The sequence below is a fragment of the Bacillus sp. 105MF genome (assembly GCF_000374885.1).
Taxonomy (GTDB): domain Bacteria; phylum Bacillota; class Bacilli; order Bacillales; family Bacillaceae_G; genus Bacillus_A; species Bacillus_A pseudomycoides.
Window position 1 is genome coordinate 61,681 of sequence record NZ_KB895582.1, and the last position, 26,650, is coordinate 88,330.

Sequence of the window (26,650 nt, forward strand, 5' to 3'; positions counted from 1 at the left end):
TCTAATTTAGGGGCATATTTACATAGGCAGTTACTGAAGAGATACAAATCCATTTTTGATGATAGATTTGTAGGGGGAAAATTAAGTGAAGTAAAGGGGAATATGCGTGTCTATTAAAAATGCAATGCAACAATACTTTAGGTTAAGAATAAAATTAGCGCACGAAGGTTTAGATTTTCTATTAAAAACACCAGTTCTTGAAGAAATGAATCCTATTCTTTATGATGGGGAAATAGATGAGGAAGGTTATATTCTATGGAAACCAGTAGAAAAAAATATCGTACACGACTTTATTCGTTTAGAACAAGAAATGGATATTCACTTTCATCAAACGGTTATTACGTACTTTAATTCCTATTGGTTTGCTGAATTAAATGGTTTTTATAAAAATTATTATATTGAATTAGAAGCGGTATTGCCGAATATTGAATTGCATTCATTTAAAGAACGGTTAAAGGGCTATAAGGGGAACCATCAAGAGAGATTAAAACATATCCCAATAGGTATTGAAGGTAATGGAATGTTAGTTGTGATTGACAATGAAAATGGGAAAGTGAAATTAGAAGATTTTGAGAGAAGTTCATTTGAAACAATTTCAGAAAATATACAAGAATTGATTTTGAATTTACGTTTGAAGAGGTGATAGTTAGTACAAGTTTAAAGGAACTCATTTCTCGATTAAGCTTCCAATGAATTAGTAGTGTTTTGTTGGCTTTATATCTGTTAATTGGTGTGTATTGTTATAGAAAGTAAAGGGGCGTATTTATATGACAATCCGGTTTTGTAAGGAAGCAGTTGCATACTTAAAACCAATAGTAAAAGAGGATCTTGAGGAAGAATGCTTTATTTTATCTGAAGAAAATAGTTTTGTCCATACATTTTTTAATGAAGATTTAATGATTACCTTTTTAGTTGAGGATCATCAAAACGATTATTTTCAATATGTTCAAAATAAGCATATATCAGAAGAAGGATTGGATGAGGAACAGTTAGTAGAAATCGGGATCAATAATCTTTATAAATTAGCAGATGAAAAAGAACTACGGGTTCACACGCTATCGGAAGGGTGTTTTGCTTTAATTCTTGACGGGAATTTCGAAGCTAGCTTAATTGTTCTAGACGACTTATGGGAGCACTCATTAAAAGAATTCGTATCAAATGGGTATGCAGTTGCGATACCAGCGAGAGATATTCTTGTTTTTTGTGATTGTAATGCTAGTAACGGGATTGAAAAAATGAGAGGAATAATAGAAAAGGTTTGGGAAGATGGAGATCATTTACTGATTGATAAAATTTTGGTGAGAAGTGAGGGGAAATGGAGTTATTCAGAGTGAAAATGAAGCACATAGGAAAAGGGGAAGAAATTAGTGGGAAAGTTTATTAAGAAGATAGGGGATAAAACTTTCATTGCTCAGGCGGAAAAGATCTTCGCAGTGCAGGTAGAAGGGTTATTTCATTTTTTAACTGAAGTAGAAAATGATCGATTAATAGATGGGTTTTCTATACAAGTTGGTTGGTCGATTTATTTTCTTGATAAAAGGGAAGATGGATTTCATATTACTGTACATGATTATACGAAGAATCCATTTGAAGATATGACAGATGATTTGACGATTTCATTATGGATACTATTAACACAAGTGAGTTTTTTAAAACCATTAACAATTGAAGGGGAATTGCTGCGATTTTGTGATAAAATTGTCGCTGCCAAAAATGTCTTAAAGTTAGATGATATTTACTTAGAAAGAACAAAAGATTGTGAAAAAGGTGACTCCGGTTGGTATATAGGTCCTATTAATGATGAGGATGATACAGAAGAGTACGAAGCGTTTTATGCATATGAATTACTAAAATTGAAGCCTTCACTTATTCAAGTACTAACACTACCTTCTGGATTTCTTGTAATCTTTGAAAAAGATGTAGTGAAAGCAGTGGTAGATGAAAATAATGTGAACATTTTGGATAGGATTAACGATAAATAATCTGATATAGAAAAAAGACCCAGCCATTTGTTAATGTTAGTATCTCAATAAAGTGTAAAAATCGAATCGTGTAGGATGAGCCTTATTACATATTGGAGCAATTACTTAGGGAGGAACATTTGTGGCTTATAAAGATAGTTTATTTCATGTTGTTAAGGATAAAATTATATTAACTATGTTTATTTTACTTACTGTTTTCCATATGATAAATTTTGCATTTTTCTTCTTTTTTGCAGTTACGGTAGCTTTGTTTTGGGACGATCCGAATGCTGATATGAGTACAGAATATGCGCCAATAGTTATGCCGTATTTATATCCAGTTCTTATCGGTGGGATATGTATATTTTTAGCTTTTGTCAGCTGTTATTTCTATCAGAAGTACGCACCGAATTCTAAGTGGAAAAAGGTAGCTGTGGAAGTGCTTTTTCTGATTGTTGCATTTGTCATTCCAAGATTTTTTGGTGCATTTAAAATTCCTTTATTGGACATGCTTTCAAGATAAAGAGTTTACTATTGAGTATTCAAGAAACAAAAAGTCTCAGTAAATCGAAATTTACTGGGGCTTTTTGTTTATCGTTATCTTTTGAGTGAGACAGTTCACGATAAGAATGTAAAAAATAAATAGTATTCTACATATCAAAGATGGATGGTACATGACAACTCTCTTCAATCTGAAAGGTTTCTCTCCTAATATGAGCGAATAGATTGAAAAAGGAGGGAGTTTGTATGGAAGTTGTTGTGAAACAGCGGAAGAAAAGAGGTAAGGGGAAAAAAATTGTCATTTGGTTTGGTAGTATTCTTCTTTTTCTACTTGTTATCGCGGCAGTTTTTGTAAATGCATTCGTGATGAAGTCAATGCCAAAGGTAGAAGGGACGGTTCATGTCAGTGGATTGCAAAAATCGGTTCAAGTAACACGAGATGAAAGAGGGGTACCTCATATTAAAGCTGAGAATGAGCATGATTTATATTTTTCACAAGGATATGTTCAGGCGCAAGATCGGTTGTTTCAAATGGACTTAAGTAGAAGACAAGCATCTGGAACATTAGGCGAAGTGGTTGGGAAGGCGGCGCTAGATAAAGATAAATTGTTCCGAACCCTTGGGCTAAGGCGAGCAGCAGAAGCATCAGTAAGCCAATATACTGGCGAAGCAAAAGATGCATTGGAGTCGTTTGCTGATGGAGTAAATGCATTTATAAAGGAAGCAAAAAAGGATGGGAAACTACCAGTAGAGTTTCATTTACTAGGATACGAGCCTGCTGAATGGATTCCGGTTGATTCTTTAACGATTGGCAAGTATATGGCTTTTGACTTAGGTGGTCATTGGCATGGACAAGCATTTCGATTTTGGGCACTTCAACATCTTTCGAAAGAGCAGGCCTATGAATTATTTCCAACTTATCCAACGGATGCTCCTAGACTATTAGCGCTGTTAAATAATCTGGATGTGAATGTGGCCAGTGGTTTTGCAAAAGCAATTATTCCACCAGAATCTAACGGGAGCAATAATTGGGTTGTAAGTGGAGAAAAAAGTGCATCAGGAATGCCTATATTAGCAGATGATCCCCATCTTTCTTTGGCGACACCATCGATATGGTATCAAACACATTTGGAGATGAAAGACATAAATGTGAGCGGAGTTATTTTTGCAGGGATTCCAGGTGTTATGTTAGGGCATAACAAACAAATTGCTTGGGGTGTCACGAATACGGGTCCGGACGTACAAGATTTATATATAGAAAAAAGAAACCCGGATAATCCCAATGAGTTTTTGTATAACGATAAATGGGAAAAAGCTACGATTGTGAATGAACCTATAAAAGTGAAAGGTGAAAAAACAATTCCTTACGAAGTGACGATTACTAGACACGGTCCAGTCATTTCAGAATTTGCTTATAAAAATAAAGATGAGGCCGTTTTTGCGCTTAGATGGACGGCATTGGAACCTTCAGCGGAATTAAAGGCCGTATTAAATATGAACAAAGCAACAAATTGGACTGAATTTGAATCAGCGCTGGAAGATTTTCATACTCCTACTCAAAATTTCTTATTTGCATCAATAGATGGCACAATTGCTTATAAAGCAAACGGAAACATACCGATACGTAAAAAGGGAGATGGAATTTTACCTGTTCCTGGATGGACAGATGAATATGAATGGGAAGGCTACATTCCCTTTGATAAACTTCCAAAGGTGATAAACCCAGAACAAGGCTTTATATCAACAGCCAATAATAAAATAATAAATGATGATTATCCGTATCATATTAGTCATATTTGGGCGCAGCCGTATCGTCAAATGCGTATTCAAGAATTTTTACAGGAAAAGGATAAATTGACTACGAAGGATTTACAAACTTTGCAAATGGATCAAAAGAACCTTCAGGCAAGAGAGTTTGTTCCAATGTTTGTGAAAGAACTGAATAAAGTAAACGTATCAGACGTGGAGAAACAAGGGTTAAAAGAGCTGACAAATTGGGATTTTTACGATAATAAAGAGAAAGCTGCCCCGTTAATTTTTCATTTATGGATGAAAGAAATATCCAATACTTTATTTTTAAAGGAAATACCAAAGGATGTAATGGGTTTATTTGAAGGTAAGCAACAAGTTGTGGATCAATTGATACGGAAGCAGATGAATGGGGAAAACAGTGTATGGTTTTCTAAACATGGAGGCTTCAAAGAAGTTTTACATACATCGTATTCAAAGGTAATGAAAAAGCTTGAAAAACAATATGGATCAGACGTAACGAAATGGAAGTGGGGAGAATATCATAAGCTTTCTTTTACGCATCCTATGTCCCAATCCTCTCCGTTACTTGGTTTTTTTTTCAATCGTGAAAAGGCTGTGCCAGTTGGGGGAAGTAATATTACAGTTCAAGCAGCAAGTTATGGAGATGATGGGATTGTGAAGCACGGAGCATCTTGGCGATTTGTAATAGATACAAAGGATATGTCAAAGGGTTATCATATTGTAGGACCAGGACAATCAGGACATTTTAAAAGTGACTGGTATCATGATCAAATAGAAGATTGGGTAAATGGAAACTATCATGCTACTACGCTTCGTACAGATCGAATTGACGGTAAAATATTAACTTTAAAACCACAATAAGATTTATCCCGGATTAACGGGAAATAAGACCCCACCTAAAGCTTCAGAGAGGAATGAGGAAGATAGGTGAGGGATATCTGCCCGTAAAAGCCTAATTGGTTCATCTAACCACCAGTGGGAGATGAAGAAAAAACTCACTGATGAAAGTTGTACTTTATAGGACTCTTACGTTTGTAAGAGTCTTTTTCGTATCATAAATAGCTTTCTTATAAAACGACAGTGTACCATAATTAAATTATGGAATGTTATAATTTAGGAAGAGAGTTTCATAGTTATACATATATAGAGGTGAGTACATGAGCAATTGTTATTTTGAATTTGTAATACATAAAGAGTCTTGTTTTCATAGACTAAGAAAATTTTTTTACAATCTTAAAGAAGAGAAAGAAAAAGAGATGATAGATTGTAGTGATTCTATGTGGCTAGATTATTTTGAAGAAGAGGTATTAAAACAATTTTGGTGGCCGACGGAAGAAGAGTTACACCATCACCAGATTTTATGGGAACAAACCCCTGTAGAAAAGCGTTTTACAGATTCTAAACTGAGAACACCATGGGACTTTGAATCTATGATTGATGCATTTGCTTGTGGAGAATATGAACTAGTCTCTTGTGAAAAGGTATCGAACAATATTGGAAGAATTGAATTTTATCCCTATGCATGGCCATACGGTGGAAACGATGTGTTTAGAGCGTTGATTGAGTATAGTGGATTCAAAATTATTGATGAGAGCGTATAGAATTTACCATAGTTAAAGGTATAGTGATAGATTTTCTTATTGTAACTATGCATTTAGTTTTGAAAAATCAAATAAACACGGAAATACGTATAAAATTGTAGATAGTTTTCATTTAGTTATATAAGGTTGAAAGAATCCAAGTTACATAACAATAAATGAAATATATGGAATAGAATAAATCATAAAAAGAAACTGCAGAAGGGATGAGAAAATATGTCCAATTACGTAAAGTCGGAATTTATCGAAAATGCAGGTGGCTGTATCGTATCGAAAAATATTTTAGATGGAAATGGAAAATTAAAATGGTTGGTTAGAGATGAATCTGTGACTAGCGTTGATAATGGCTGGAGGTTTTTTTCGGATATTGATGATGATGATTATGTAAACGTTCCGAATAACTTAGTAGTATGTGATTTTAATACAGTAGCTCAAATTGAACCTGCTATTCTAGCGGTTTATTCCTTTCCGGTTGGAAGTGATCTACAATTAGTTGTAGAGAAGGGAAAATGTTATTTTATTGATAATATAACAGAAGAAGTTATCGAGTTTTTGTACCATTAAAATAACATACTCTAAAGAGGAATAATAACTTGTAGCCAGATAGATTCTGTACAAAGAGAAAATGTATATTATGCTACACGAAGTTGTACTGAACTTATTAGTGAATTGTATGAAGTAGGGAATAGATAATGGTTTGGGAGAAGTGAAAATGAAAAGAGAAATGGAGCAGTATTTTCATAAATTATTTAAGGAATGGAAAAACTATAATCATTCATTACCAAAATCCGTATGGATAGAAGAAGCAGATTCTTTTATATATGTAGGGGAACCAGATGCAGAGGAATATATTTTTTGGAAGCCTATAGAAAAAGATTTATTTCATGACTTTTCTGATATAGAAAAGGAATTAGCAGTACAATTACATCATTCGATTAAAGAATATTATAATTCCTACTGGTTTTTAGATTTAGCAGGTAGTTATTTAGAGTATAACATAGAGTTAAATTCTGTTATACCAGGAATCGAACTTCGAGATTTTTATACCTTTTTACAAGATTATAAAAAAGCGCACCATAATGAGTTGAAAAATATTCCTATAGGTATGGAATGTAACGGGCTTTTGGTAGTTGTAGATAATGAAAATGGCCAAGTGAAAATAGAAGATTATGAAAAGGGGACTTTTGAAGTTATTAGTAATAGTTTAGCAGAACTCATTTCAATGCTCTAATGAAAGTATATATTATATAGGATTAAATTCGAAATATAAGTTAAGAGGTAATGGATATGAGCAAATCAGTATTTGAAAAAATAGAATTAGTCAAAAATATTTTAGGTGATGATCCATTCGGTTTGATTATTGGTGAAATTGTGGAAGAAGAAAACCCAATAGATGAAAAATTAGAAGATCATATTTTAAAAGATTATTATTTTATTGCAGGAAAATACAAAATATTGAATGGTGGAGTAATTACTATATACGGCCATCAAAGACTTAAAAGTATTCAGTTTTATGTGGAAGATATGCTAGATGGTGCTGATAAATGGATTTGTATAGGAACGGTAGAAAATTATCCATTATTTATTAATAAAATTGATGGAGAAGTATCTTGTTTGTTTGGAAATTTAATTGATCAAAACTTTGTTATTGAATCATACGGTGATTTTAGCAGTTTTTTAGAAAATTATTTTTTAGGGAGCAAATATATTGATATCGGCCTGTCTTTTGTTGAAGCGGGTGGAATAAGGAATCCCATTGGAAGTAAAGAGGATGAGTGGTACAAACTGTTAGAATTGAATAGATTAGTTTAAAGGTATTACTTTGAATTTGGTGGTGAAAACTTTTTTACTTTAGAGAAGTAGAAATGAAAGGGGACGGCTATATGGAACCAAAACTTGCATTTTTAAGAAAATATAAAAGAAATGTAAAGCTTCAATCAATAGATAAAATAGATAATAAGGTCATACCTAGTATTTGGTATGAAATTTTTAAAGAACACGATAGCAACAAGAGAATAAAAATGGTTTTAGAGATTTGGAGAACATACGTAGGGAAAGAATTAAGAAACACAATCTCATATTTGGAAGAGCACATTTTCAATGTGGAGTTAATAGAAAATAACGGCATATATTCGATGTTATATATACTGGAGACATCGGATGGTGAAATAGTGTATTATGAAGCAGGAAATCCTATGGATACATTTCATAATAAAGTGCTAGAAGTTTCATGGGATAGAATTCCCATTTCAGTTCGAAAGTTTTATGAAAAAGTTCATAATGGTTTTTATTATTATGCGAGCGGTGCTATGGGATTAGTGCCTTTTGAATGTGTTACTTATTTTGATGATGATGAGTGGGGAATTATTGAAGAATTAGAGGAGAACTTACAAATTGATTTGAAAACAACTTTTGGATTTTTTAAAAGTGGAGCGGGCGGTTATGTAGCTATTGATTATAACAATTGCAAATGTGATAAAGCTACATTATGGTTTGCAAACAATCAGCCAAAATATAATGTTGATTTTTGGGATGTAGTAGATGAATGGATTGTGATTGGTTTTGAAGCGTAGTATGTAGAGGGTTTAAGAATTACTTTTGTGTACTGAGAAACTATATATGAATGGAGTTTGTATGTATGGAAAAAGAAGGTGTGGTCTCATTATGGCTAGGAAATATGGAATCTCAAGATTTTTTAGAGGATTATTTCAGTATAAAATATACAGATGATGGTGATTCCATACCATCACCATTTATAAAGGATTTTCATATTTGTATGTATGATATTGATGAGGACTTTATTGAAAAAGAATTTTATTTAAAGCGAAGTGATCATCTAGAAACTTTACTAGCAGGATGTTCTTATGAAGAAGTTGTGATACCACAGATGAAAAGATTTACTTCGAATATATTAGAGATGAAGTACAACACGATTATTATGATCTATAACTATGAATACAGTGGTGAAATAATAAATAAAAATGAAAATCTTTATGAAATGAAATACATAGGAGCTGTTTCGTATAAATGATAATAAAAAGGGGATTAGAACATGGAAGTTAGAGAAATACATTCATTTCATCTACATTCAGAAAAAGAATTTTCTGAAATTCAAGATAAATTGATACATAGAATTGAATTGAAAAATAACTTTCATCTAGAAGATGTAAGTTTAATAGCTGGAGTAGATTTAGCTTATTGGGAAAAAGATGATAAGCACTATGGAACTTGCTGTATTGTTGTTATTGATTATCATACGAAGAAGGAAGTGGAGAAGGTCTATAGTTATGGGGAGGTAACGGTACCGTATATACCAGGTTTTTTAGCATTTCGTGAGTTGCCTTTAGTAATAGAAGCAGCCAAAAAGCTTACTTCTAATCCAGATATATTTATGTTCGATGGAAATGGCTATTTACACTATAAACATATGGGGATTGCGACACATGCTTCTTTTTTCTTACAAAAACCTACAATCGGTGTAGCGAAAAGTTATCTTAAGATTAAAGATGTTGATTTTATCATGCCAGAGAATAAGGCGTTTACTTTTAGTGATATTATGATTGATGATGAGGTATATGGAAGAGTTCTAAGGACGAAGGAGAATGTAAAACCGATTTTTGTCTCTTGTGGAAATAATATCGATTTAGATACGAGTGTTCAAATTGTATCGAATTTAATCGGGAAAGAAAGTAGATTACCAATTCCAGTGAGGTTGGCAGATTTAGAAACGCATAAGGTGAGAAGAGACAAGAGGGAAAATGATAAATGATAGGTATGTCTATGTAAAAAGGGATAGGAGGATGGTCCCTTTTTTTGTTGTATTCGACGAAATACGACAACGCATAAAAACTTTATTTGCTATGATGTTTTTTGGAATATTTCATTTTTATAATAATGAGTTGTATTAGCTATTCTTTATGGTGTTTTTGGAGAGATTCACTCTACAAACACCATGACAACATTAGTTAGAATCAAAGTGTTTATTTAGAGGGGAATGGATAAGAAGATGGATGAAATGGAGAAATATCGCAAAAAAATTAAGGTGATTTCTTTTGATAGAGAACAAAATAGAATGGTGGAAGTTGAAGAAAGTAAAATGACTTTCGCCGATGTTGGCGGAATGGAAGAGATTAAGAAGAAAATTAATATGGATTTTATTATGCCAATTAAAAATCCTGAATACTTTCAAGCGTTTGGTAAGAAAACAGGTGGAAGCTTATTATTTTATGGACCGCCTGGTTGCGGGAAGACATTTTTAGCACGTGCGGTAGCTGGGGAAATTGATGCGAATTTTATTCATTTGGAATTGCAAGCTATACTTTCTATGTGGACGGGTGAGTCTGAGAAAAATTTACATGAGATTTTTGAGGAAGCACGGAGAACAAAGCCATGTATTTTGTTTATTGATGAATTAGATGCATTTGGAGGGAATAGACAAAAAATGGGTTCCCATCATCAGCGGACACTAGTAAATCAATTGCTAGTAGAAATGGATGGAAGTAATTCTTTTAATGAAGGAGTTTATATTATTGGTGCAACAAATACACCATGGTATATTGACCCTGCATTACGCCGTCCAGGACGTTTTAATTCTCTTGTTTTTGTTACACCGCCGACTTATGAGGAACGATTAACAATCCTGGATTTGAAAACAAAAGATAAGCCGAAAACAGAATTACAGCTTGATTTGGTCGCAAAGTATGCAGAGCATTTTTCGGGTGCCGATTTAACATATTTAGTTGAGGATGCGATTAATCAAGCGATTCAGCGTTCATTTGAAACAGGGCAATTACAACCTCTTTCAAATGAAGACTTGCTAGAAGCGATGAAAAAACGTCAGCCAACGACTTTAGATTGGTTTTCAACAGCAAAAAATTATGCGACATTTAGCGATGTGAATAAGGATTTTGATAAAGTGCTAGATTATATGAAAGAATACAGATTGAAATAGCAGGGAAGAAGCAGGGGATGAGGGAATGGAAGACAATTTTAGAAGGGTTTATTATTTGCTGAAACTTTGTGATGTTGAGCGTGCCAAAGAAGAAGCGGAACTTATGGTTAGGGAAGATCCAGAAGATGTTTATGGATATCTCAGCTTAAGCTATGTATATTTCTATGGGCTTCATGAAAGTGATATTGCAAGTGAATATATAGAAGAAGCGCTTAAATTAGATCACTTAAATGAATTTGTTCTTTTAGCAGGATTAGATATTTTTACTGCGCAAAGTAATTTTACAAGATTAAGAGAAATAGCGGAAATTGGTATAAGAAACTACCCTGAAGAGGGACCATATTATTTCTATATGAGCGAAGCTGTCATGCATCTTGAAGGAATGAAGAATGTACTTGTTTACCTAGAAAAGGCGATGGAATTAGACCCTGAAAATGAAACGTATGTAGGTAGGTATGCTTATATCCTTTTGAAACATTTCCCAAAACGAAAAGAAGAGGGATTAAAGGCTGAAAAGCGTGCTTTAGAATTAAATCCAGAAAATATAACGAATCTTTTCTGTTTTGCAAGTATAGCGAAGGAGAAGAGGAATTTTAAAAAAGCAAGAATGCTAGCTGAAACCGCGATGAAACTAGATCCAAATGATGAAGACGTTAGAGGGATTTATAAAGATACAATTGTAACGAAAAATAAATTTTGTGCTTTTACTATGGGATTTTCACAAATTTTAGTACGAGCTTTTTCTAAATTTTGCTCGTTATTTGGATTTGTATATGATCTAAATCGGTATGTGTATACTTTTTTAATCGTATTAAGTTTTATTGGATGGCTTATTCTTCCTATATATGTGATAGGAGGGTATGCAGGTATTATCTATTTTGTTGTTCTTGTGATGTGTCTTGTTTCTTCTATCATTAAAGGGAAGATATATAAAGAAGCTGGACTAAGTATGCCTTCAGATTGGAGAACGAATCTGCGCCAGAATCAATCTATTAGAGATCGAGAAATCTCTAAAATGACACGTGAAGTTGGGAAAGTAGAGCCTGTAAATGTATCGACACAAAAGCTGTCACCAGAAGAGATTGAGTCGCAATTAGCAAGTTTTTGGGGAAAAGAAGCCATGTTTGAAAAACAACAAGTCGCAGAGGTAGCGCCCACGGTTGCTCGATCACAATTATCGTCTGAAGAGCATAAACAAATTCAATCGTATTCAGATATTAAATCTCCACGGTATAATAAATGGGGAATCTGTCTAGTCATTATTTTCTCTTTTACTCTTATTTATCGTGCTGAAAAATTATACAACCTGTATCAGAGGGAAACCGGAAATACAACGCCACATATCAGCCAAGAAACAAAACAATCGATTGTTGAATATCAGGATAGAGCGCTCGAAGAACAAAAAGAAAAATTCAATAAGTATACGGTGGAATCTATTTTATATTCATTGAAAAGAAGTGATTTTAGTGAGAAATCCCTTCAGCAATTTGTTGAAGAAGGTTATGTTCCAGTTGTGATGGGAAAGGTTGGCCAACCTAGTGTCGAGAAATTAAAAAATGCACATCCAACTAAATTTTATAAAGAAGGAACAATTACATATGTATTATTGCAAGATGAGGAGGGCTCGTTTCTTTTAGAAATCCGAGCAACAAAAATAAGTCACATTTACGGTGAAAGTTGGGATAATAGTGAGCGAGAGATGCAGAGATATCATGAGTTAATTACGAAAATTGATACACAAGGTATTACAGTAGGAACAAAATAAAATCATATAGGTTACATTGTTTGCTTTTATATAACAAGTAAGGGGGACAAATGTCCTCCTTTTAGTTTTTGCTGAATGTTGAGGAAGGGATATTACTGCTCGTTAATGTGTGATAAATTTAATTAAAAAATAAGAAAGTTTTTTGATTTGTTACATATATTTTAGTGAAAGGCCTTTCACCATTTTATCACCTAGGGGGCAATCATAATGAAGTTTTTGTCTTACCTTACAGTAATTCTGGTGATTCTTGGCGGTTTGAATTGGTTGTTTGTTGCGCTGGATTATAATGTAGTTGAGAAATGGTTTGGTTCTACACCAGCTCTTGTTGATACCATTTATTGGCTTTTTGGTCTTTCTGCTCTTTATCAAATTTATGATCGGTTCTTTACGGACAATTAGCTCTTATAAATTTATGAATGGAGTGTTAAGCGAGATAAAATGCTTAACACTTTTTTGTATGTTTATAAAAGTAAATGCATCTGCAAACGGTTCCATTGCGTCTTGCACCCTAATAAAGCAAAACAAATTGACCGTATATTTTATATGGGTTATAATTCAGAAAGTTTAAAAAATAATAAATATAGAAACAGGGAGGTCATACAGTTGATGGAGAGAGTTTACAATTTTTCGGCAGGACCATCTATACTCCCTTTGCCAGTTTTAGAAAAAGTGCAAAAGGAGCTTTTGAATTATAACCGGACAGGCATGTCTGTTATTGAAATGAGTCACCGGTCTTCAGAGTTTCAAAATATTATAGATGAAGCAAGTAGCTTGCTTCGTGAATTGATGCACATTCCTGAGAATTACGACGTGCTATTTTTACAAGGAGGGGCATCGTTACAGTTTTCAATGGTTCCATTAAATTTAATGAATGAACATAAAAGAGCTGGATATGTCCTTACAGGGTCATGGTCTAAGAAAGCCTTACAGGAGGCTAAGAAAACTGGAGAAGTAGAAGTTATTGCTTCATCGGAAGAAAATCATTTTTCAACGATTCCACATGTTGATGTTTCAATGATTCCGAAAGAACTAGATTATGTACATATAACAACGAATAATACGATTGAAGGAACGAAATATGTTCAATTGCCGAAATTAGAGAATATTCCACTTATTGCTGATATGTCTTCAAATATTTTATCTGAAGAATACGATATAGAGAAATTTGGTTTCATTTATGCAGGAGCACAAAAGAATTTAGGACCAGCAGGACTAACAATTGCAATTATTAGAAAAGACTTAATTGGTAAAGCGGATACTTCTTGTCCGACAATGTTAAACTATGAAACTTACAGTAAAAATAATTCCTTATATAATACACCACCCTCCTTTAGTATTTATGTGACGAAGCTAGTATTAGAATGGTTAAAGGAGCAGGGCGGCGTATCCGCGATTGAAGAACAAAATAGAAAAAAAGCAGCTCTTCTATACGATTTCTTAGATGAATCAAAATTATTTACTTCACCGGTTGATCCTGCATATCGTTCGCTTATGAATATTCCATTTACAACACCATCCAATGATTTAAATGAGCAATTTTTACAAAAAGCTAAGACACTAGGGCTTGTTACATTAAAAGGCCATCGTTCAGTTGGTGGCATGCGAGCGAGTATTTATAATGCAATGCCGGTAGAAGGTGTTCAACAATTAGTAGATTACATGAAGGATTTTGAGCTAGAGAATAGATAGGGAGATGGGGAAATGTTTCGCGTTCAAACATTAAATCAGATTGCTGAAAAGGGCTTGCAAATTTTTGGTGGAGAGCGATATGAGGTTGGAGAAGGCTTAGAACATCCAGATGGTATACTACTTCGAAGTTTTTCCTTACATCAAGAAGAATTTTCAAAAGATTTAAAGGCAATTGCAAGAGCAGGAGCTGGTGTAAATAACATTCCTGTAGAACGTTGTACAGAAAGAGGTATCGTTGTTTTTAATACCCCAGGGGCAAATGCGAATGCAGTGAAAGAACTTATTCTTGCCAGTCTTATTATGTCGTCACGTAATATTATAAGTGGGGTTGGTTGGACAGCGGGATTAGAAGGTGAAGAAGTTCCGCAGCTTGTAGAAGCAGGAAAAAAACAATTCGTTGGTTCAGAGATAGCGGGAAAACGACTTGGTGTTATTGGACTTGGTGCTATTGGTGCCCTTGTCGCAAATGACGCATTATCTCTTGGTATGGACGTCGTTGGATACGATCCATATATATCTGTTGAAACAGCATGGCGCTTATCAACACATGTACAACGTGCATTTAGTTTAGATGAAATCTTTGCAACATGTGATTATATTACATTGCATATTCCACTGACAGATCAAACGCGAGGTATTATTGGAGAACACGCTGTGCAAACGATGAAAAAAGGTGTCCGTCTCTTTAACTTCTCAAGAGGAGAACTTGTGGATGAAGTTACGTTAGCAAAAGCTTTAGAAGAAGGGATTATTAATCATTATGTAACTGATTTTCCAAATGAAAATGTAATAAAAATGAGAAATGTAACGGCAACACCCCATCTTGGAGCTTCAACGTATGAATCTGAAGAGAATTGTGCAGTTATGGCTGCTCGTCAATTACGAGACTATTTAGAAACAGGAAATATCCGTAATTCAGTAAATTATCCAAATGTAGAACTTCCTTATGTCGGAAAGAAACGAATTACGATTATGCATCAAAACGTTCCGAATATGGTGGGGCAAATTACAGGATGTTTAGCGGAACATCATATTAATATTGCTGATATGATAAACCGTAGTAAAGGCTCTTTTGCATATACAATGATTGATATCGATAATGGAATTGATGATATAATTAAAGAAAATGTAGTTGAAAACATAAAGAAAATCACAGGTGTAGTAGCTGTTCGAATGATTGTATAAAGGAGAGAGAGATTTGGCGACAATTCGACCATTCAGGGCAATTCGTCCAGTATCTGATAAAGCTGCACAAGTTGCAGCACTGCCGTATGATGTGTTAAATAGTGAAGAAGCAAGAGAAGTTGTAAAGGGAAACCCATATTCCTTTTTGCATATTGATAAAGCTGAAATAGACTTAGATCTGGCTGTTTCACCATATGATAACAGTGTATATGAAAAGGCAAGTGAAAATCTACAACGTTTAATGCAAGAAGAAGTATTGATTCAAGATGAAGAGCCATGTCTTTATATTTATCAATTAACAATGCAAGGGAGAACGCAGTCTGGACTTGTCGTTTGTACATCAATTGATGAGTATACTGATAATACAATTAAAAAGCATGAGCGGACCCGTCATGAAAAAGAACAAGATCGCATTCGTCATGTTGATATATGTAATGCGAATACAGGTCCAATTTTTTCAACATATCGTGCGAAAGAAGACGTAACAAAGTTAATTGTAACGTGGCAAAAAAATCACACGCCAATTTATCAATTTACTGCAGATGACGGTGTGGAGCATGTAATATGGAAAATCGCAGAAATTGATGCGATTTCTGCATTAGTAGAATCATTCGAAGAGATTCCTTCCTTATATATTGCAGATGGACATCATCGATCAGCATCTGCTGTGAAAGTTGGGTTAATGCGTAGGGAACAATATCCGAATTATACAGGAGAAGAAGAATTTAATTTCTTTTTATCTGTTTTATTCCCTCATGATGAACTATCAATTTGGGATTATAATCGTGTTGTGAAAGATTTAAATGGTTTATCACAGGACCAATTTTTACAGCAAATTTCACACTATTTTTATGTAGAAAGAGCTTATGTATCTCCATATAAACCAACTGAACCAAAATCATTTGGCATGTTTTTGGATCAGGGGTGGTATAAACTCACTGTGAAAGAAGAAACATTTGATGCCTATGATGTTGTAAAACGTTTAGATGTTTCTATTTTACAAGATCACTTATTGAGTCAAGTATTACAAATTCACGATCCACGTGCAGATAGCCGCATTGATTTTGTTGGTGGCATTCGAGGTTTAGAGGAGCTAGAGCGCCTTGTAAATCGTGGTGATTATAAAGTAGCGTTTGCTTTATATCCTACATCAATGGAAGATTTATTAGCAATTGCTGATGCGGGGGAAGTTATGCCACCAAAGTCCACTTGGTTTGAACCGAAGCTTCGTAGTGGGCTTTTCATACATTCTTTAAATTAAACAAAAAGACATAAGATTAGGAGTAAAGATAGTAAGGATTAAATATCCCTACTATCTTTTTTAAACTATAAGTACAAATTAAAGATACATAGTAATAATTGACGACTTATGAAAATACGCTATACACTATTCTTTCTTCAACTAAGGGATAGGTTCTAAAGTACCGTAGTTGATTGAAATTCCTCTTCCAACCATAAAATAGTATGAACACATTCTATCCATTTTCATCTTCTATGGTGTAGTACCTGTGCTGTATGAATGGATAACGGGTAGTTATCTACAAAAACAACATGATTTTTGTATTGATCTAATGGTTCTAGATGTAATGAAATTTACGGCATTAAGATTGTTAGGAGGAAATGGGAGTGTCAAATGAAATAATGAGTTACATTGACAATCAGATGGTGAAAATTCCAGGGGGAGAAATAGAATTAAGAGACGATAGAATAAAAAGCAAATGGAAAGTTGAAATAAGACCGTTTCTTCTTGCAAGGTATCCTGTAACTATGGATCTATACTATGCTATTACAAATAAGTCATCCAATTCTTTTGACGGAGATCTAAAACCATTTGTGAATATTTCTTGGAATGATGCAATTTCTTTTTGTAATCTACTTTCACAGAAAGCTGGACTGAAAGAGTGTTATTCTATAAGTAATGATGGTGAAAACATTATTTGTAATTGGGAATCTGACGGTTATCGACTTCCTTCAGAAGCAGAGTGGCAATATGCATGTAAAGCCGGGACTACTGGTTATAGATATGGAGAGCTTGATAAGATTGCCTGGTACAATGAAAATTCAGGGGGCAAAATCCATGAAGTAGGAAGAAAGGAACCGAATGCATGGGGTCTATATGATATGTTAGGGAATGTTTGGGAGTGGTGCTTTGATTTATATGATGAACAAGTGTACGGATCCTACCGAATTTTCCGAGGAGGTAGCTGGGCTGAAGAGGCCAGGGGGTGTGGGGCTTCGTGTCGTCGTCGTAGCCATCCGACATTTTACATTGACGACCTTGGATTCCGTCTTGCTCGGTCTTTTTAGCGCCTACAAACAAGCGGATTTTCGGGTTTTACAGCTTAACGAACGGAGAGCTAAGGTTAAATAAAAAAGCCTGTATCGAAAATTACTTAGTAATCGAAGGTGCAGGCTTTCATTTGTAATATTTGTTAATATTTGTATATATTTAATTTTAAATGCGGGCTTTTTCTTGCAAAAAACACAATTGTTTCTTAATGTAATAGTGTAGAAGGATAAACAAGGAAGGATTTAACGAATATGATACATATTTTATTAGCGGATGATGACGGGCATATTAGAGAATTATTACATTACCACTTACAAAAGGAAGGCTATAAAGTTTTTGAAGCTGAGGATGGAAAGGTAGCGCAATCCATATTAGAAAAAGAAAATATTCACCTGGCCGTTGTCGATATCATGATGCCATTTATTGACGGATATACTTTGTGCGAAGAAATTAGAAAGTATCATGATATACCTGTTATTTTATTAACTGCTAAAGATCAATTGGTGGATAAAGAAAAAGGATTTATTTCAGGAACAGATGATTATATTGTAAAGCCATTCGAACCAGCGGAAGTTATTTTCCGTATGAAAGCTTTACTTCGTCGTTATCAAATGCTGAGTGCGGACGTTATCACGCTTCACGGAACAACGATTGATAGAAAAAGCTTTGAGGTAAAATGTAATGACCAAACGATTTTACTTCCTTTAAAGGAATTTGAATTGTTATCACAACTTGCAGGGTATCCTGGAAGAACGTTTTCAAGAGAAGAGTTGATTGAACTTGTTTGGGGGATGGACTTTGAAGGAGATGAACGGACAGTCGATGTTCATATTAAACGTCTTCGAGATCGTTTTTCAAAACGAACAGATGATTTTCAAATTAAAACGGTACGTGGACTTGGTTATAAGTTGGAGCTGAAATAAGATGAAGTCACTTTATTCTAGATTTGCATTGATTACGATTGGGATTATGCTTCTTAGTAGCATCATTGGTTTTTTATTAACCAATGTTTATTATCAAGTGAAATTAAAACCGTACAATAGTGAAAAGATTTTACGTTACGCTGAGGAAGTAAAACATTTATATGAAAAACAGACTGAGGAAAATAAGGATGAGTATTTACATGCTATTGCGAAATTAGGTTATGAGATTTATGTAGTAGATGATCAAAAACAGGGGAAACGAATTGGAAATGCTTTTCGGACTATAAAGATTAGTGATGCTACCATTGATAAAGTCTTACAAGGGAAAACATACAATGGTGTTTCTACCTATCCAACTCGTCTATTTATAACAGGCTTTTTTGATAATGAATTAATTAATAGCGTAGGGGTTCCGCTGAAACATGGTGATAAGCAATATGCCTTATTTATTCGTCCTGATATTCAGCAACAATTCGGCGAAATGAGGATTTTCTTAGCGGTATTGCTTGGATTTATTGTTGTATTAAGTATCGTTTTTATTGCAATCGCAGCGCGGTATATCGTTCGTCCGATTCGCATATTTACAAAAGCGACGCAAAAAATTGCGAATGGTGAATATGATATTGAATTAGAAGAAGGGCGAAAAGATGAGATTGGAACATTATCTACGAGTTTTAAAAAAATGACAAAAAGTATAAAAGAGTTAGATCAAATGAGACAAGAGTTCGTTTCTAACGTGTCTCATGAATTTCAATCTCCACTTTCCTCGATTCAAGGTTTTTCTAAAACTCTACAGTCAGAAAAGATGACAGAAGATGAAAGAAAACGTTATTTACAAATTATTGAGGGTGAAAGTAAGCGGATGTCTAGTTTATGTAAGCAGTTACTTACGCTTGCTTCTTTAGATAAAGAGGAAAAGGTTCTTCAAATAAAAGAATTTGATGTGCACAAACAAATGAAAGATGTCATTTTTATGTTGGAATGGAAATGGCGTGAAAAAGACATAGCGGTTGAATTTGACGTACCTAGCATAAATGTAAGAGGCGATGAAAATTTACTTCATCAAGTTTGGACAAATATCTTTACAAATAGTATTAAGTTTACAGATAGTGGTGGAACGATTGGATTTGCTGTAGAAGAATTAGAAGCGAGTGTAGTGATTTCAATTTCAGATAGCGGGATTGGTATGGAGCAAGAAGAAGTAGAGCGGATTTTTGATCGGTTTTATAAGGTGGATACAGCGAGGGCTCGTAATGTGGAAGGAAGTGGCTTAGGCTTATCCATTGTGCAAAAAATTGTTGAATTACACCATGGGAAAGTTTCAGTGGAGAGTATAAGAGGGGAAGGTACGACGTTTCGAATTGAATTACCGAAATGATGAGAAGGACTGATTTGAAGAGGAAATCTTTAAATCAGTCTTTTTTTATAGGATAAAATGATAAAAATGTTGAAAGAAAATATGTAAATCATTTGAGATAGATTGTTGGAAGTAGCCATTTGGAAATGGGTACGTCATTTTCGGTTCTGGTACAAATATATGAAGAAGAACGCGGATAATAGTAGATTCCTAGTGAAATCGTATTTTATGCTATAAGTCCAAACACTTGGTGGATGAACTCTTTTGGATTTTGGATAGACTGATTCCTTAAATCAATCTGTCCCTTTTTTATACCGATTATGAAAAATGAAAGTGTAAAGTTGTTATTACAACATATTTTCCACTTTCAACTTAGTTGTCATTAGAATGTTTTTCTACAAAATCAAGGATCCTGGCATTAACTTCGTTAGAGAACTCACCATTGATTGCGTGAGATGCATTTTTCCAGTTAACTATATCGATATCTTTAACATATTTTTTCCCAGTTTCAACTGCTTTTACTGAATTGTGCATTGTACTTTTTTCAGCCATTAATGCAAGCACCGGAACATTGATATTTTTTAAGTCTTCTTTACTAAATAGATCAGGCGCTGGCGTTTTAAGTTTATAGTTACGCATACCCGACTCGATTAATTTAGCAATAGGCTCATCGTCATTTGTTTCTGCTCCTCCAGATACATAGCTTAACATCTTTTCTCTTATAAACTTAGGTACAATAGGGACGGAAGCTGGAATAGATGCTAGAATCATCTTTATGGGCATTTGCGCAAATACAAAGACTGGGTCCAATAAACTAGCCGTAGCAATATGCTCTGGATTATATCTGGCCAAATTCATTGTTGTCCAACCGCCAATGGAGACACCCACGATATGCACTTTTTCTAAACCTAATCCTTCAATTACTTCATTTAACCATTCTGCTTGTTGTTTTTGGTTTTCAATCACCTTCGTTTGCACACTCATTCCAGGTTCACCGAGTAAATCTATCGTGTAAACAGGCCTTTTCTCCCTTAGCCCTTCTAAATTGGGTACCCACATTGGAGTAGATGCACTACGTCCAGGGAGTAAGAGTATTGGTTCCTTATGTTTGTTTTCCTCTTTAGTAAAGTAATAAGCACGAATTGTGCCATATTTAGTTTTTATATCTTTCGTATCGTTAGGCTTTGGAAGAAGTGCCATTGATTCATCGTAGGCAATTTGAAAGTCTTCCTTTCCTTTTTCAGATGTAAAGTGACCAATCTTATTATCATCTCTCTTCATTTTAGTTCCTCCTTTCTACAAATATATTGATGAACTTTATCAATATATTCATGGCAATAATCCATTAAAAATTTATCTTCTTTAAGCCAAAACTCTCTTTTAGAAAAAAGAAAAATCTCACGTAAAATTAAACTTATACAAGCTTAGCTTGTTGGGTGTGGGGTGATACCCCTATTACGTAATGATTATTACAATTATGATAGTTGATTAACCACACTTTCTAAAAATTGGTCTACTTTTTCTTTTGATGTATCCGGCGTATGATAACCAATCGTAAATGTAAGTCTTCCATTATAAGAGCTTGCCCCCATTGTAAAGAATGGTGCATACATAATAGGTGATGTTATATACCCGTCCTCAGCTTGAACTTCACCAAACTTAATAGGTTCATCTGCTATCACCCCGAAATTTGTAAGTAACGGCAATGCCATCCCCATCTGTAAAGCCTGTTCGTATTGCTGCTTATACATTTCTTTCACCGCAGATAGCTTTATACCTGCCAGTAGCTCCATTCCTGCTGCTGAAGAAAGACCTGGATTTTGAGATTTTATTTTATCCATTGATTGTTTGACTCGAGCTAGAGTCTGATTAAATGATTCATCATCTTCCATTTTAATCACTGGCATTTCCATACCGGATAAGTTGCAAATAGCACCAGTTGTATGATTAGGAAGATATCGGCGTAAATCAATTGTTAAACCGATCATTTTTTCTGCGGTGCGAGGTTCTGCATACACAGTGAAACGTGATAAAGCTCGGAAGTATGCAGTCATGATTGTATCATTCAAGGTAGCCTGTTGTGCTTTTGTCCATTGGATTAGACGTAGAGTTTGCTCATGGCTCAACCGCCGTACCGCCATTTTTGGGTATATATTTTTGTTCGGTTGAGATGGAAAAGACCATAACGATGCCTGTTGTTCTTGGTTAGGACGATAGGCACTTTTTACGTCTGGTATTCCAGCATATTTGAAAACAGGTGATTGATCACGAAAACTCTCATTCCCCTCACCAAATTCCTTTATAATTTGATCCTTAGATTTTCCCAGGTAAAGTTGAGTATAAATTGCTCCCAACAAATTAATATATTCCTTGACTCCTGCACCATCTGAACATAGATGAGATAATTTCACCACTAACATATTTGTTGTAGTGCCTCGTAATAATTTTGTTTGAACCATAGGCCCCTGAATACGATCTCCAGATTCCTTAATAAAATCTATTGCCATCATTTCAAGTTCTTGATCATTTCCTTCTGCAAAAAGACAAATAGGTGAGTTAGTACCAGATGAATGTTCCTCCCAGTAAGGAATATCACTTTCTACAAAACGGCTGTTCAAAACCGGCTGCAATTGTAACGTTATCCTTACTGATTGTTCAAGTATGTTCTTTGATATACCTACAGGAAAATAAAGAACTGCATTAATTTGTTGATTTGCCGAATAAAGACCTAATATATAATTCATTCGATCTTGAGGTGTTACTGGATACTTTCTTTGTTCCATAATTTTCTCCCCTTTTTAAGACTATTTTTGGTTATAACCCCGTTCTCCATATGGTTGTAACTTTTCTTCAAGAGCTAATAATTCTTCTTTTCTATTTTTCTAGTATGTCAATCATGAAAGCATCTTTTCCGTACTGGTTCCATTCTTTTTGCAGCTCTTTGTTGGTGGTATACCCATTTCTTTATTGTTATTAACATTTCCTATCTCTTATGAATATAAATAAACATAAATTTATTTCGTTTACGCATATATAAACATTTTATAATAACGTTTGGATATTGTCAAAAAACCAAACGAATGGTTCTGTTGCAAAGTTTGAAAAAAGCATAAACAGGTTGGTAAATGAGGAGCAATGTTTAAGAAGTAGCTAGTAATTGTTGAAGTTCATTGTACGTTGAAAAGGCGGAGTCTCTTTGAAGACTTCGCCTTTGTTTATATAGAGACTGAATAAAGTATCTTTTGATATTGAATCAGGTGAATTTATTGGTATTATGGGTGCTTCAGGATCTGGAAAGACAACTTTATTAAATATACTATCAACTATTGATACACCGACAGATGGAGATGTTTTGATAAATGGTGTCAATATTAAAACACTTAATGATAACAAAACTGCGGATTTTAGGAAGGATCATTTAGGCTTTATTTTTCAAGAGTATTTTTTACTTGATAGTTTAACGGTGCAGGAAAATATTGCTGTGCCACTTACTCTGTTAAACAAATCTCCAAACGAAATCGAATCGACTATAGAAAGTTTAGCAAAGCGTTTTGGCATATTCGAACAATTATCAAAGTACCCTAGTCAACTTTCTGGAGGACAAAAGCAGAGGGTTGCGGCAGTAAGAGCCATTTATTATTTGCAGATGAACCAACCGGCGCGTTAGATTCAAACTCTGCAACAGAGCTGCTTCAAAAGTTAAGAGAGGCTAATGAGGATCTTCATACAACAATTTTGATGGTAACCCATGACGCTTATGCAGCAAGTTTTTCAAGTAGAATCTTAATATTCAAGGATGGGAATATTTTGAAAGAATTAAAAAGAAACGAAAAGGGTAGAAAAGAATTTTTTGAAGAGATATTAAAGGAAATCTCAAAAATTGATGAAAATCGATATAACTAAGAGTGTGAAAGGAAGGCATGACTGTGGGATTATTAACAATAGCAACAAAGAATCTGAAGAATAACTTTTCCTTCTATTCGTTCTATTTCGTTTCAGTGGCTTTATTAATAAAAATATTATGCCAGATAAGTTGTTGGAAATTTTAATTAAAATTAACGAAGGTATTTGTTATTTTCCAATGTCTATGGACTATGTTGAAGAATTAACCGATAGTGAGAAACAAATTTTACAGTTACTATGTGGTGGATATAAGCGTAAAGAAATTGCTACTATGTTATATGCTAGTGAACGCACAATATCAAACCACATTCAACATATATTTGATAAATTGGATGTTTCATCCTCATTAGAAGCTGTAACAAAAGGAATACAATTAGGATATATTCAACCTCATTATAGAAATCGTTAATGAAACTATGGGCTTGAATCCAATACATTTCATTCAATGGTAATTTTTTGATTGTAATCTTTTGTTCATATTCCGTTCATATTTCTTTTTTAAGATGAGTACATAGAAAGAAATAGGAAGGAGCGAGCGAAATGTTTCTAGCTCTGCGTGAATTAAAACAATCAAAATTAAGATATGGATTAATCGGGCTCATCATGATTTTATTATCATTTTTAGTTCTTGTGATTTCTGGATTAGCAAATGGTTTATCGTATGATAATGCATCATCAATTCAAAATATGGATGCAACAAAATTTGTATTAGCAGATGATGCAGAAAATAAATTACTCCGTTCACAAATAAAGAAAGAAGATGTGGATGATGTAGTAGGGCAAGTAGATGCAAAAGATGCTGTGCCATTTCATGTGAAGGTTTCTACGTATGAAAAGAAGGATAGTTCAAAAAAGGTTGATATTGCAATTTTTGCAAGTGAACGTGACACGTTCTTGGAACCAAAGATTGTGAAAGGGAATGCATTAGGAACAGCACAAGATGAAATGGTTGCTGACGAATCGATTAAAGAAAAAGGCATAGATATTGGCGATACAATTATTGATCCAGTTTCGAAAAAGGAATTCAAAATCGTTGGCTTTACGAAAGATCAAATGTTTAGTCACACACCTATTGTTTATGTGAATCAAGATGTATGGGGACAAATTGCGCAGCCAAATCAAAAGGATTATAGCGCAATTGCACTTCGTACTGATAAAGAAGTGAAAAATGCACATGTGATAGAGAAAAAAGAAGTTCTTCAAAGTATTCCAGGGTATAAAGAAGAACAAGGAACATTAACAATGATTATTGCGTTCTTGCTTGTGATTGCTGCTTTATTAATCGGTGTGTTCTTCTATGTCATTACATTACAAAAAACGCAGCAATTAGGTGTATTAAAAGCAATTGGAACGAAAAATTCGTATTTAGCAAATACTTTAGTTGTGCAAGCATTATTCTTATCTGTTGTCGCAATGGTGATAAGCATTGTATTAGTAGAAGGATTGCAAAAGATTTTGCCAGAAAGCATGCCATTTTTATTAACAACGACAATGATTGGCCAATATGCAGGAATCTTTATTGTCATTAGTATTCTAGGAACACTTATTTCCCTATATCAAGTGTTAAAAGTTGATGCACTAGAAGCAATTGGAGGTGGCATGTAATGACTTCATTATTAAAATTAGAGGAAGTAAGTAAAGTGTACGGAGAAGGAAATACAGAAGTAACTGCTCTACATCCAATTTCACTTGATGTGAAGGCGGGAGAGTTTATCGGTATTGTTGGTCCCTCTGGATCAGGGAAAAGTACTTTGTTATCAATTGCTGGTGCGTTATTATCACCATCAAAAGGAAACATTTACATTCGTGAACAAAATATTACGCGTTTATCAGAAAAGGAAATGACAGATATTCGTTTAAGAAAAATCGGGTTCATTTTTCAGTTTGCAAATCTTGTTCCCTATTTAAATGTAAAAGAACAATTACTCTACATTGCAAAATTAAAGAAAGAAGACCGAAAAGAATCCGAAAAGCGTGTGGATCATTTGTTAGCTGCATTTGGATTATCTCAAAGAAAAAATCATTATCCAAATCAATTATCTGGCGGAGAAAAACAAAGGGTTGCAATTGCTCGTGCTTTCATGAATAATCCGGATTTAATATTAGCGGATGAACCAACAGCAAGCCTTGATTCAAAACGTGGGCGCGAAGTTGTCGAAATGATGAAACGAGAAGTAAAAGAAAGTCAAAAAGCAGCAATTATGATTACGCATGATGAAAGAATGCTTGATGTATGTGATCGTATCTTAACATTACGTGACGGAAAGTTAGTATAGGTAGTATAAGAAAAAGCGCAGGGTGGATTCCTGTGCTTTTTTGTACATGATAATTCGTTTAGACTGGTTTTGGAATTAAATGTTATAATAGTCTTATTATTCCGTTATTTATAAGGGAGGAGGATAAAATATGGAGAAAAAAATCATACATATGGAAGGGCTTATTGTCTTAATAGCGACCATTTATATATATGCATTAAATGAGTTTAGCTGGTTAATATTCTTCTTGTTGCTTTTAGTACCTGATGTTTCAATGCTAGCATATCTTATTAATAATCGTATTGGTGCGCAGATTTATAACCTGTTTCATACTTACATAGTATCAATATTACTGATTTTGATCGGTTTATTTCTAAAATCAGATGTGACTCTTATGATCGGCTTAATTTGGACAGCTCATATTGGAATGGATCGTCTGTTCGGATATGGTCTTAAATATCAAACGGATTTTAAGGATACGCATATTCAGAAGTTATAA

The 26,650-nt window shown here is 34.1% G+C and carries 27 protein-coding genes and 4 pseudogenes; 26 read left to right on the forward strand and 5 right to left on the reverse strand.

Annotation, left to right across the window (positions count from 1 at the left end):
- Nucleotides 1–106 precede the first annotated feature (106 nt).
- From C564_RS0121550 to C564_RS0121660, 21 genes are all read left to right on the forward strand, one after another.
- A complete protein-coding gene (locus C564_RS0121550) occupies nt 107–643 on the forward strand; it encodes a SecY-interacting protein Syd (protein ID WP_003198556.1) in 537 nt (178 codons plus the stop codon).
- Nucleotides 644–767: 124 nt separating this feature from the next.
- Nucleotides 768–1,334: a DUF1444 family protein gene (locus C564_RS0121555; protein WP_003207573.1), complete on the forward strand. Its 567-nt coding sequence runs from the start codon at nt 768–770 to the stop codon at nt 1,332–1,334.
- Between the two features lie 33 nt (nt 1,335–1,367).
- Nucleotides 1,368–1,982, forward strand: a complete 615-nt coding sequence (locus C564_RS0121560; RefSeq protein ID WP_003198560.1) for an immunity protein Imm33 domain-containing protein — start codon at nt 1,368–1,370, stop codon at nt 1,980–1,982.
- 121 nt (nt 1,983–2,103) lie between these two features.
- Nucleotides 2,104–2,484 carry a hypothetical protein gene (locus C564_RS0121565; RefSeq protein ID WP_003198562.1) on the forward strand — a complete coding sequence of 127 codons (381 nt, stop codon included), beginning with the start codon at nt 2,104–2,106 and terminating at the stop codon, nt 2,482–2,484.
- A 224-nt stretch (nt 2,485–2,708) separates the two neighbouring features.
- Nucleotides 2,709–5,096 carry a penicillin acylase family protein gene (locus tag C564_RS0121570; protein WP_018766799.1) on the forward strand — a complete coding sequence of 796 codons (2,388 nt, stop codon included), beginning with the start codon at nt 2,709–2,711 and terminating at the stop codon, nt 5,094–5,096.
- 296 nt (nt 5,097–5,392) lie between these two features.
- Nucleotides 5,393–5,836 (forward strand): hypothetical protein, encoded by a 444-nt coding sequence (locus tag C564_RS0121575; protein WP_018766800.1) that lies wholly within the window; start codon nt 5,393–5,395, stop codon nt 5,834–5,836.
- Between the two features lie 213 nt (nt 5,837–6,049).
- Entirely contained in the window at nt 6,050–6,397 is a 348-nt protein-coding gene (locus C564_RS0121580; protein WP_003198568.1) for a DUF2185 domain-containing protein, read from the forward strand.
- Between the two features lie 148 nt (nt 6,398–6,545).
- Nucleotides 6,546–7,064, forward strand: a complete 519-nt coding sequence (locus C564_RS0121585; protein WP_018766801.1) for a SecY-interacting protein Syd — start codon at nt 6,546–6,548, stop codon at nt 7,062–7,064.
- A 56-nt stretch (nt 7,065–7,120) separates the two neighbouring features.
- Nucleotides 7,121–7,645 carry a hypothetical protein gene (locus C564_RS0121590; RefSeq protein ID WP_018766802.1) on the forward strand — a complete coding sequence of 175 codons (525 nt, stop codon included), beginning with the start codon at nt 7,121–7,123 and terminating at the stop codon, nt 7,643–7,645.
- A 71-nt stretch (nt 7,646–7,716) separates the two neighbouring features.
- A complete protein-coding gene (locus tag C564_RS0121595) occupies nt 7,717–8,406 on the forward strand; it encodes a hypothetical protein (protein ID WP_018766803.1) in 690 nt (229 codons plus the stop codon).
- Nucleotides 8,407–8,471: 65 nt separating this feature from the next.
- A complete protein-coding gene (locus C564_RS0121600) occupies nt 8,472–8,864 on the forward strand; it encodes an immunity 22 family protein (protein WP_018766804.1) in 393 nt (130 codons plus the stop codon).
- A gap of 21 nt (nt 8,865–8,885) precedes the next feature.
- On the forward strand, nt 8,886–9,602 hold the full coding sequence (locus C564_RS0121605; RefSeq protein WP_018766805.1) for an endonuclease V: 717 nt from the start codon (nt 8,886–8,888) through the stop codon (nt 9,600–9,602).
- Nucleotides 9,603–9,839: 237 nt separating this feature from the next.
- The gene (locus C564_RS0121615; protein WP_018766807.1) at nt 9,840–10,784 is read left to right on the forward strand and encodes an ATP-binding protein; all 945 of its coding nucleotides are present in this window, start codon (nt 9,840–9,842) and stop codon (nt 10,782–10,784) included.
- A gap of 25 nt (nt 10,785–10,809) precedes the next feature.
- The gene (locus C564_RS0121620) at nt 10,810–12,549 is read left to right on the forward strand and encodes a tetratricopeptide repeat protein (protein WP_018766808.1); all 1,740 of its coding nucleotides are present in this window, start codon (nt 10,810–10,812) and stop codon (nt 12,547–12,549) included.
- Between the two features lie 207 nt (nt 12,550–12,756).
- Complete coding sequence (locus C564_RS0121625; protein WP_016115354.1) at nt 12,757–12,948, forward strand: DUF378 domain-containing protein; 192 nt, start codon at nt 12,757–12,759, stop codon at nt 12,946–12,948.
- 207 nt (nt 12,949–13,155) lie between these two features.
- Nucleotides 13,156–14,238, forward strand: coding sequence for a 3-phosphoserine/phosphohydroxythreonine transaminase (serC, locus tag C564_RS0121630; RefSeq protein ID WP_018766809.1), 1,083 nt, complete (start codon nt 13,156–13,158; stop codon nt 14,236–14,238).
- Between the two features lie 12 nt (nt 14,239–14,250).
- The gene (locus C564_RS0121635) at nt 14,251–15,423 is read left to right on the forward strand and encodes a phosphoglycerate dehydrogenase (RefSeq protein ID WP_003198589.1); all 1,173 of its coding nucleotides are present in this window, start codon (nt 14,251–14,253) and stop codon (nt 15,421–15,423) included.
- 13 nt (nt 15,424–15,436) lie between these two features.
- The gene (locus C564_RS0121640; RefSeq protein ID WP_018766810.1) at nt 15,437–16,684 is read left to right on the forward strand and encodes a DUF1015 domain-containing protein; all 1,248 of its coding nucleotides are present in this window, start codon (nt 15,437–15,439) and stop codon (nt 16,682–16,684) included.
- Between the two features lie 359 nt (nt 16,685–17,043).
- Nucleotides 17,044–17,730 (forward strand): formylglycine-generating enzyme family protein, encoded by a 687-nt coding sequence (locus C564_RS0121650; RefSeq protein ID WP_003198593.1) that lies wholly within the window; start codon nt 17,044–17,046, stop codon nt 17,728–17,730.
- Nucleotides 17,731–17,964: 234 nt separating this feature from the next.
- The gene (locus C564_RS0121655) at nt 17,965–18,636 is read left to right on the forward strand and encodes a response regulator transcription factor (protein ID WP_003198595.1); all 672 of its coding nucleotides are present in this window, start codon (nt 17,965–17,967) and stop codon (nt 18,634–18,636) included.
- A gap of 1 nt (nt 18,637) precedes the next feature.
- Nucleotides 18,638–20,014: a sensor histidine kinase gene (locus tag C564_RS0121660; protein ID WP_018766813.1), complete on the forward strand. Its 1,377-nt coding sequence runs from the start codon at nt 18,638–18,640 to the stop codon at nt 20,012–20,014.
- Nucleotides 20,015–20,219: 205 nt separating this feature from the next.
- Here the strand turns inward: C564_RS0121660 and C564_RS36305 are convergent.
- The 5 genes and pseudogenes from C564_RS36305 to C564_RS37675 all read right to left on the reverse strand — a co-directional run.
- Nucleotides 20,220–20,306 (reverse strand): annotated as a pseudogene (locus C564_RS36305) (IS6 family transposase); the annotation flags it as partial.
- A gap of 59 nt (nt 20,307–20,365) precedes the next feature.
- Nucleotides 20,366–21,274 (reverse strand): alpha/beta fold hydrolase, encoded by a 909-nt coding sequence (locus tag C564_RS0121665; RefSeq protein WP_003207587.1) that lies wholly within the window; start codon nt 21,272–21,274, stop codon nt 20,366–20,368.
- A 194-nt stretch (nt 21,275–21,468) separates the two neighbouring features.
- Nucleotides 21,469–22,776 (reverse strand): condensation domain-containing protein, encoded by a 1,308-nt coding sequence (locus C564_RS0121670; protein WP_018766814.1) that lies wholly within the window; start codon nt 22,774–22,776, stop codon nt 21,469–21,471.
- A 21-nt stretch (nt 22,777–22,797) separates the two neighbouring features.
- Nucleotides 22,798–22,954, reverse strand: a pseudogene (locus C564_RS37670) (GIY-YIG nuclease family protein); the annotation flags it as partial.
- A gap of 178 nt (nt 22,955–23,132) precedes the next feature.
- Nucleotides 23,133–23,225: pseudogene (locus C564_RS37675) on the reverse strand (IS6 family transposase); the annotation flags it as partial.
- Between C564_RS37675 and C564_RS33705 the strand changes: the two are divergent.
- The 5 genes and pseudogenes from C564_RS33705 to C564_RS0121695 form a co-directional block, all read left to right on the forward strand.
- Nucleotides 23,220–23,896, forward strand: a pseudogene (locus C564_RS33705) (ABC transporter ATP-binding protein); the annotation flags it as partial. The pseudogenes C564_RS37675 and C564_RS33705 sit on opposite strands and share 6 nt — an antisense overlap.
- 118 nt (nt 23,897–24,014) lie before the next feature.
- Nucleotides 24,015–24,305 carry a response regulator transcription factor gene (locus C564_RS32450; protein WP_003198452.1) on the forward strand — a complete coding sequence of 97 codons (291 nt, stop codon included), beginning with the start codon at nt 24,015–24,017 and terminating at the stop codon, nt 24,303–24,305.
- Nucleotides 24,306–24,436: 131 nt separating this feature from the next.
- Nucleotides 24,437–25,501, forward strand: coding sequence for an ABC transporter permease (locus C564_RS0121685; protein WP_018766815.1), 1,065 nt, complete (start codon nt 24,437–24,439; stop codon nt 25,499–25,501).
- The gene (locus tag C564_RS0121690) at nt 25,501–26,172 is read left to right on the forward strand and encodes an ABC transporter ATP-binding protein (protein ID WP_003198455.1); all 672 of its coding nucleotides are present in this window, start codon (nt 25,501–25,503) and stop codon (nt 26,170–26,172) included. The genes C564_RS0121685 and C564_RS0121690 overlap by 1 nt, the downstream gene beginning before the upstream one ends.
- 130 nt (nt 26,173–26,302) lie before the next feature.
- The gene (locus tag C564_RS0121695; protein ID WP_003198457.1) at nt 26,303–26,650 is read left to right on the forward strand and encodes a DUF4260 domain-containing protein; all 348 of its coding nucleotides are present in this window, start codon (nt 26,303–26,305) and stop codon (nt 26,648–26,650) included.

Coding starts and splice junctions, on each gene's coding strand:
- C564_RS0121555 (WP_003207573.1), top strand. CDS start 768: ATGACAATCCGGTTTTGTAAGGAAGCAGTTGCATACTTAAAACCAATA.
- C564_RS0121570 (WP_018766799.1), top strand. CDS start 2,709: ATGGAAGTTGTTGTGAAACAGCGGAAGAAAAGAGGTAAGGGGAAAAAA.
- C564_RS0121575 (WP_018766800.1), top strand. CDS start 5,393: ATGAGCAATTGTTATTTTGAATTTGTAATACATAAAGAGTCTTGTTTT.
- C564_RS0121580 (WP_003198568.1), top strand. CDS start 6,050: ATGTCCAATTACGTAAAGTCGGAATTTATCGAAAATGCAGGTGGCTGT.
- C564_RS0121585 (WP_018766801.1), top strand. CDS start 6,546: ATGAAAAGAGAAATGGAGCAGTATTTTCATAAATTATTTAAGGAATGG.
- C564_RS0121590 (WP_018766802.1), top strand. CDS start 7,121: ATGAGCAAATCAGTATTTGAAAAAATAGAATTAGTCAAAAATATTTTA.
- C564_RS0121595 (WP_018766803.1), top strand. CDS start 7,717: ATGGAACCAAAACTTGCATTTTTAAGAAAATATAAAAGAAATGTAAAG.
- C564_RS0121600 (WP_018766804.1), top strand. CDS start 8,472: ATGGAAAAAGAAGGTGTGGTCTCATTATGGCTAGGAAATATGGAATCT.
- C564_RS0121605 (WP_018766805.1), top strand. CDS start 8,886: ATGGAAGTTAGAGAAATACATTCATTTCATCTACATTCAGAAAAAGAA.
- C564_RS0121615 (WP_018766807.1), top strand. CDS start 9,840: ATGGATGAAATGGAGAAATATCGCAAAAAAATTAAGGTGATTTCTTTT.
- C564_RS0121620 (WP_018766808.1), top strand. CDS start 10,810: ATGGAAGACAATTTTAGAAGGGTTTATTATTTGCTGAAACTTTGTGAT.
- C564_RS0121625 (WP_016115354.1), top strand. CDS start 12,757: ATGAAGTTTTTGTCTTACCTTACAGTAATTCTGGTGATTCTTGGCGGT.
- serC (WP_018766809.1), top strand. CDS start 13,156: ATGGAGAGAGTTTACAATTTTTCGGCAGGACCATCTATACTCCCTTTG.
- C564_RS0121635 (WP_003198589.1), top strand. CDS start 14,251: ATGTTTCGCGTTCAAACATTAAATCAGATTGCTGAAAAGGGCTTGCAA.
- C564_RS0121650 (WP_003198593.1), top strand. CDS start 17,044: ATGGGAGTGTCAAATGAAATAATGAGTTACATTGACAATCAGATGGTG.
- C564_RS0121655 (WP_003198595.1), top strand. CDS start 17,965: ATGATACATATTTTATTAGCGGATGATGACGGGCATATTAGAGAATTA.
- C564_RS0121660 (WP_018766813.1), top strand. CDS start 18,638: ATGAAGTCACTTTATTCTAGATTTGCATTGATTACGATTGGGATTATG.
- C564_RS0121665 (WP_003207587.1), bottom strand. CDS start 21,274: ATGAAGAGAGATGATAATAAGATTGGTCACTTTACATCTGAAAAAGGA.
- C564_RS0121670 (WP_018766814.1), bottom strand. CDS start 22,776: ATGGAACAAAGAAAGTATCCAGTAACACCTCAAGATCGAATGAATTAT.
- C564_RS32450 (WP_003198452.1), top strand. CDS start 24,015: ATGCCAGATAAGTTGTTGGAAATTTTAATTAAAATTAACGAAGGTATT.
- C564_RS0121685 (WP_018766815.1), top strand. CDS start 24,437: ATGTTTCTAGCTCTGCGTGAATTAAAACAATCAAAATTAAGATATGGA.
- C564_RS0121690 (WP_003198455.1), top strand. CDS start 25,501: ATGACTTCATTATTAAAATTAGAGGAAGTAAGTAAAGTGTACGGAGAA.
- C564_RS0121695 (WP_003198457.1), top strand. CDS start 26,303: ATGGAGAAAAAAATCATACATATGGAAGGGCTTATTGTCTTAATAGCG.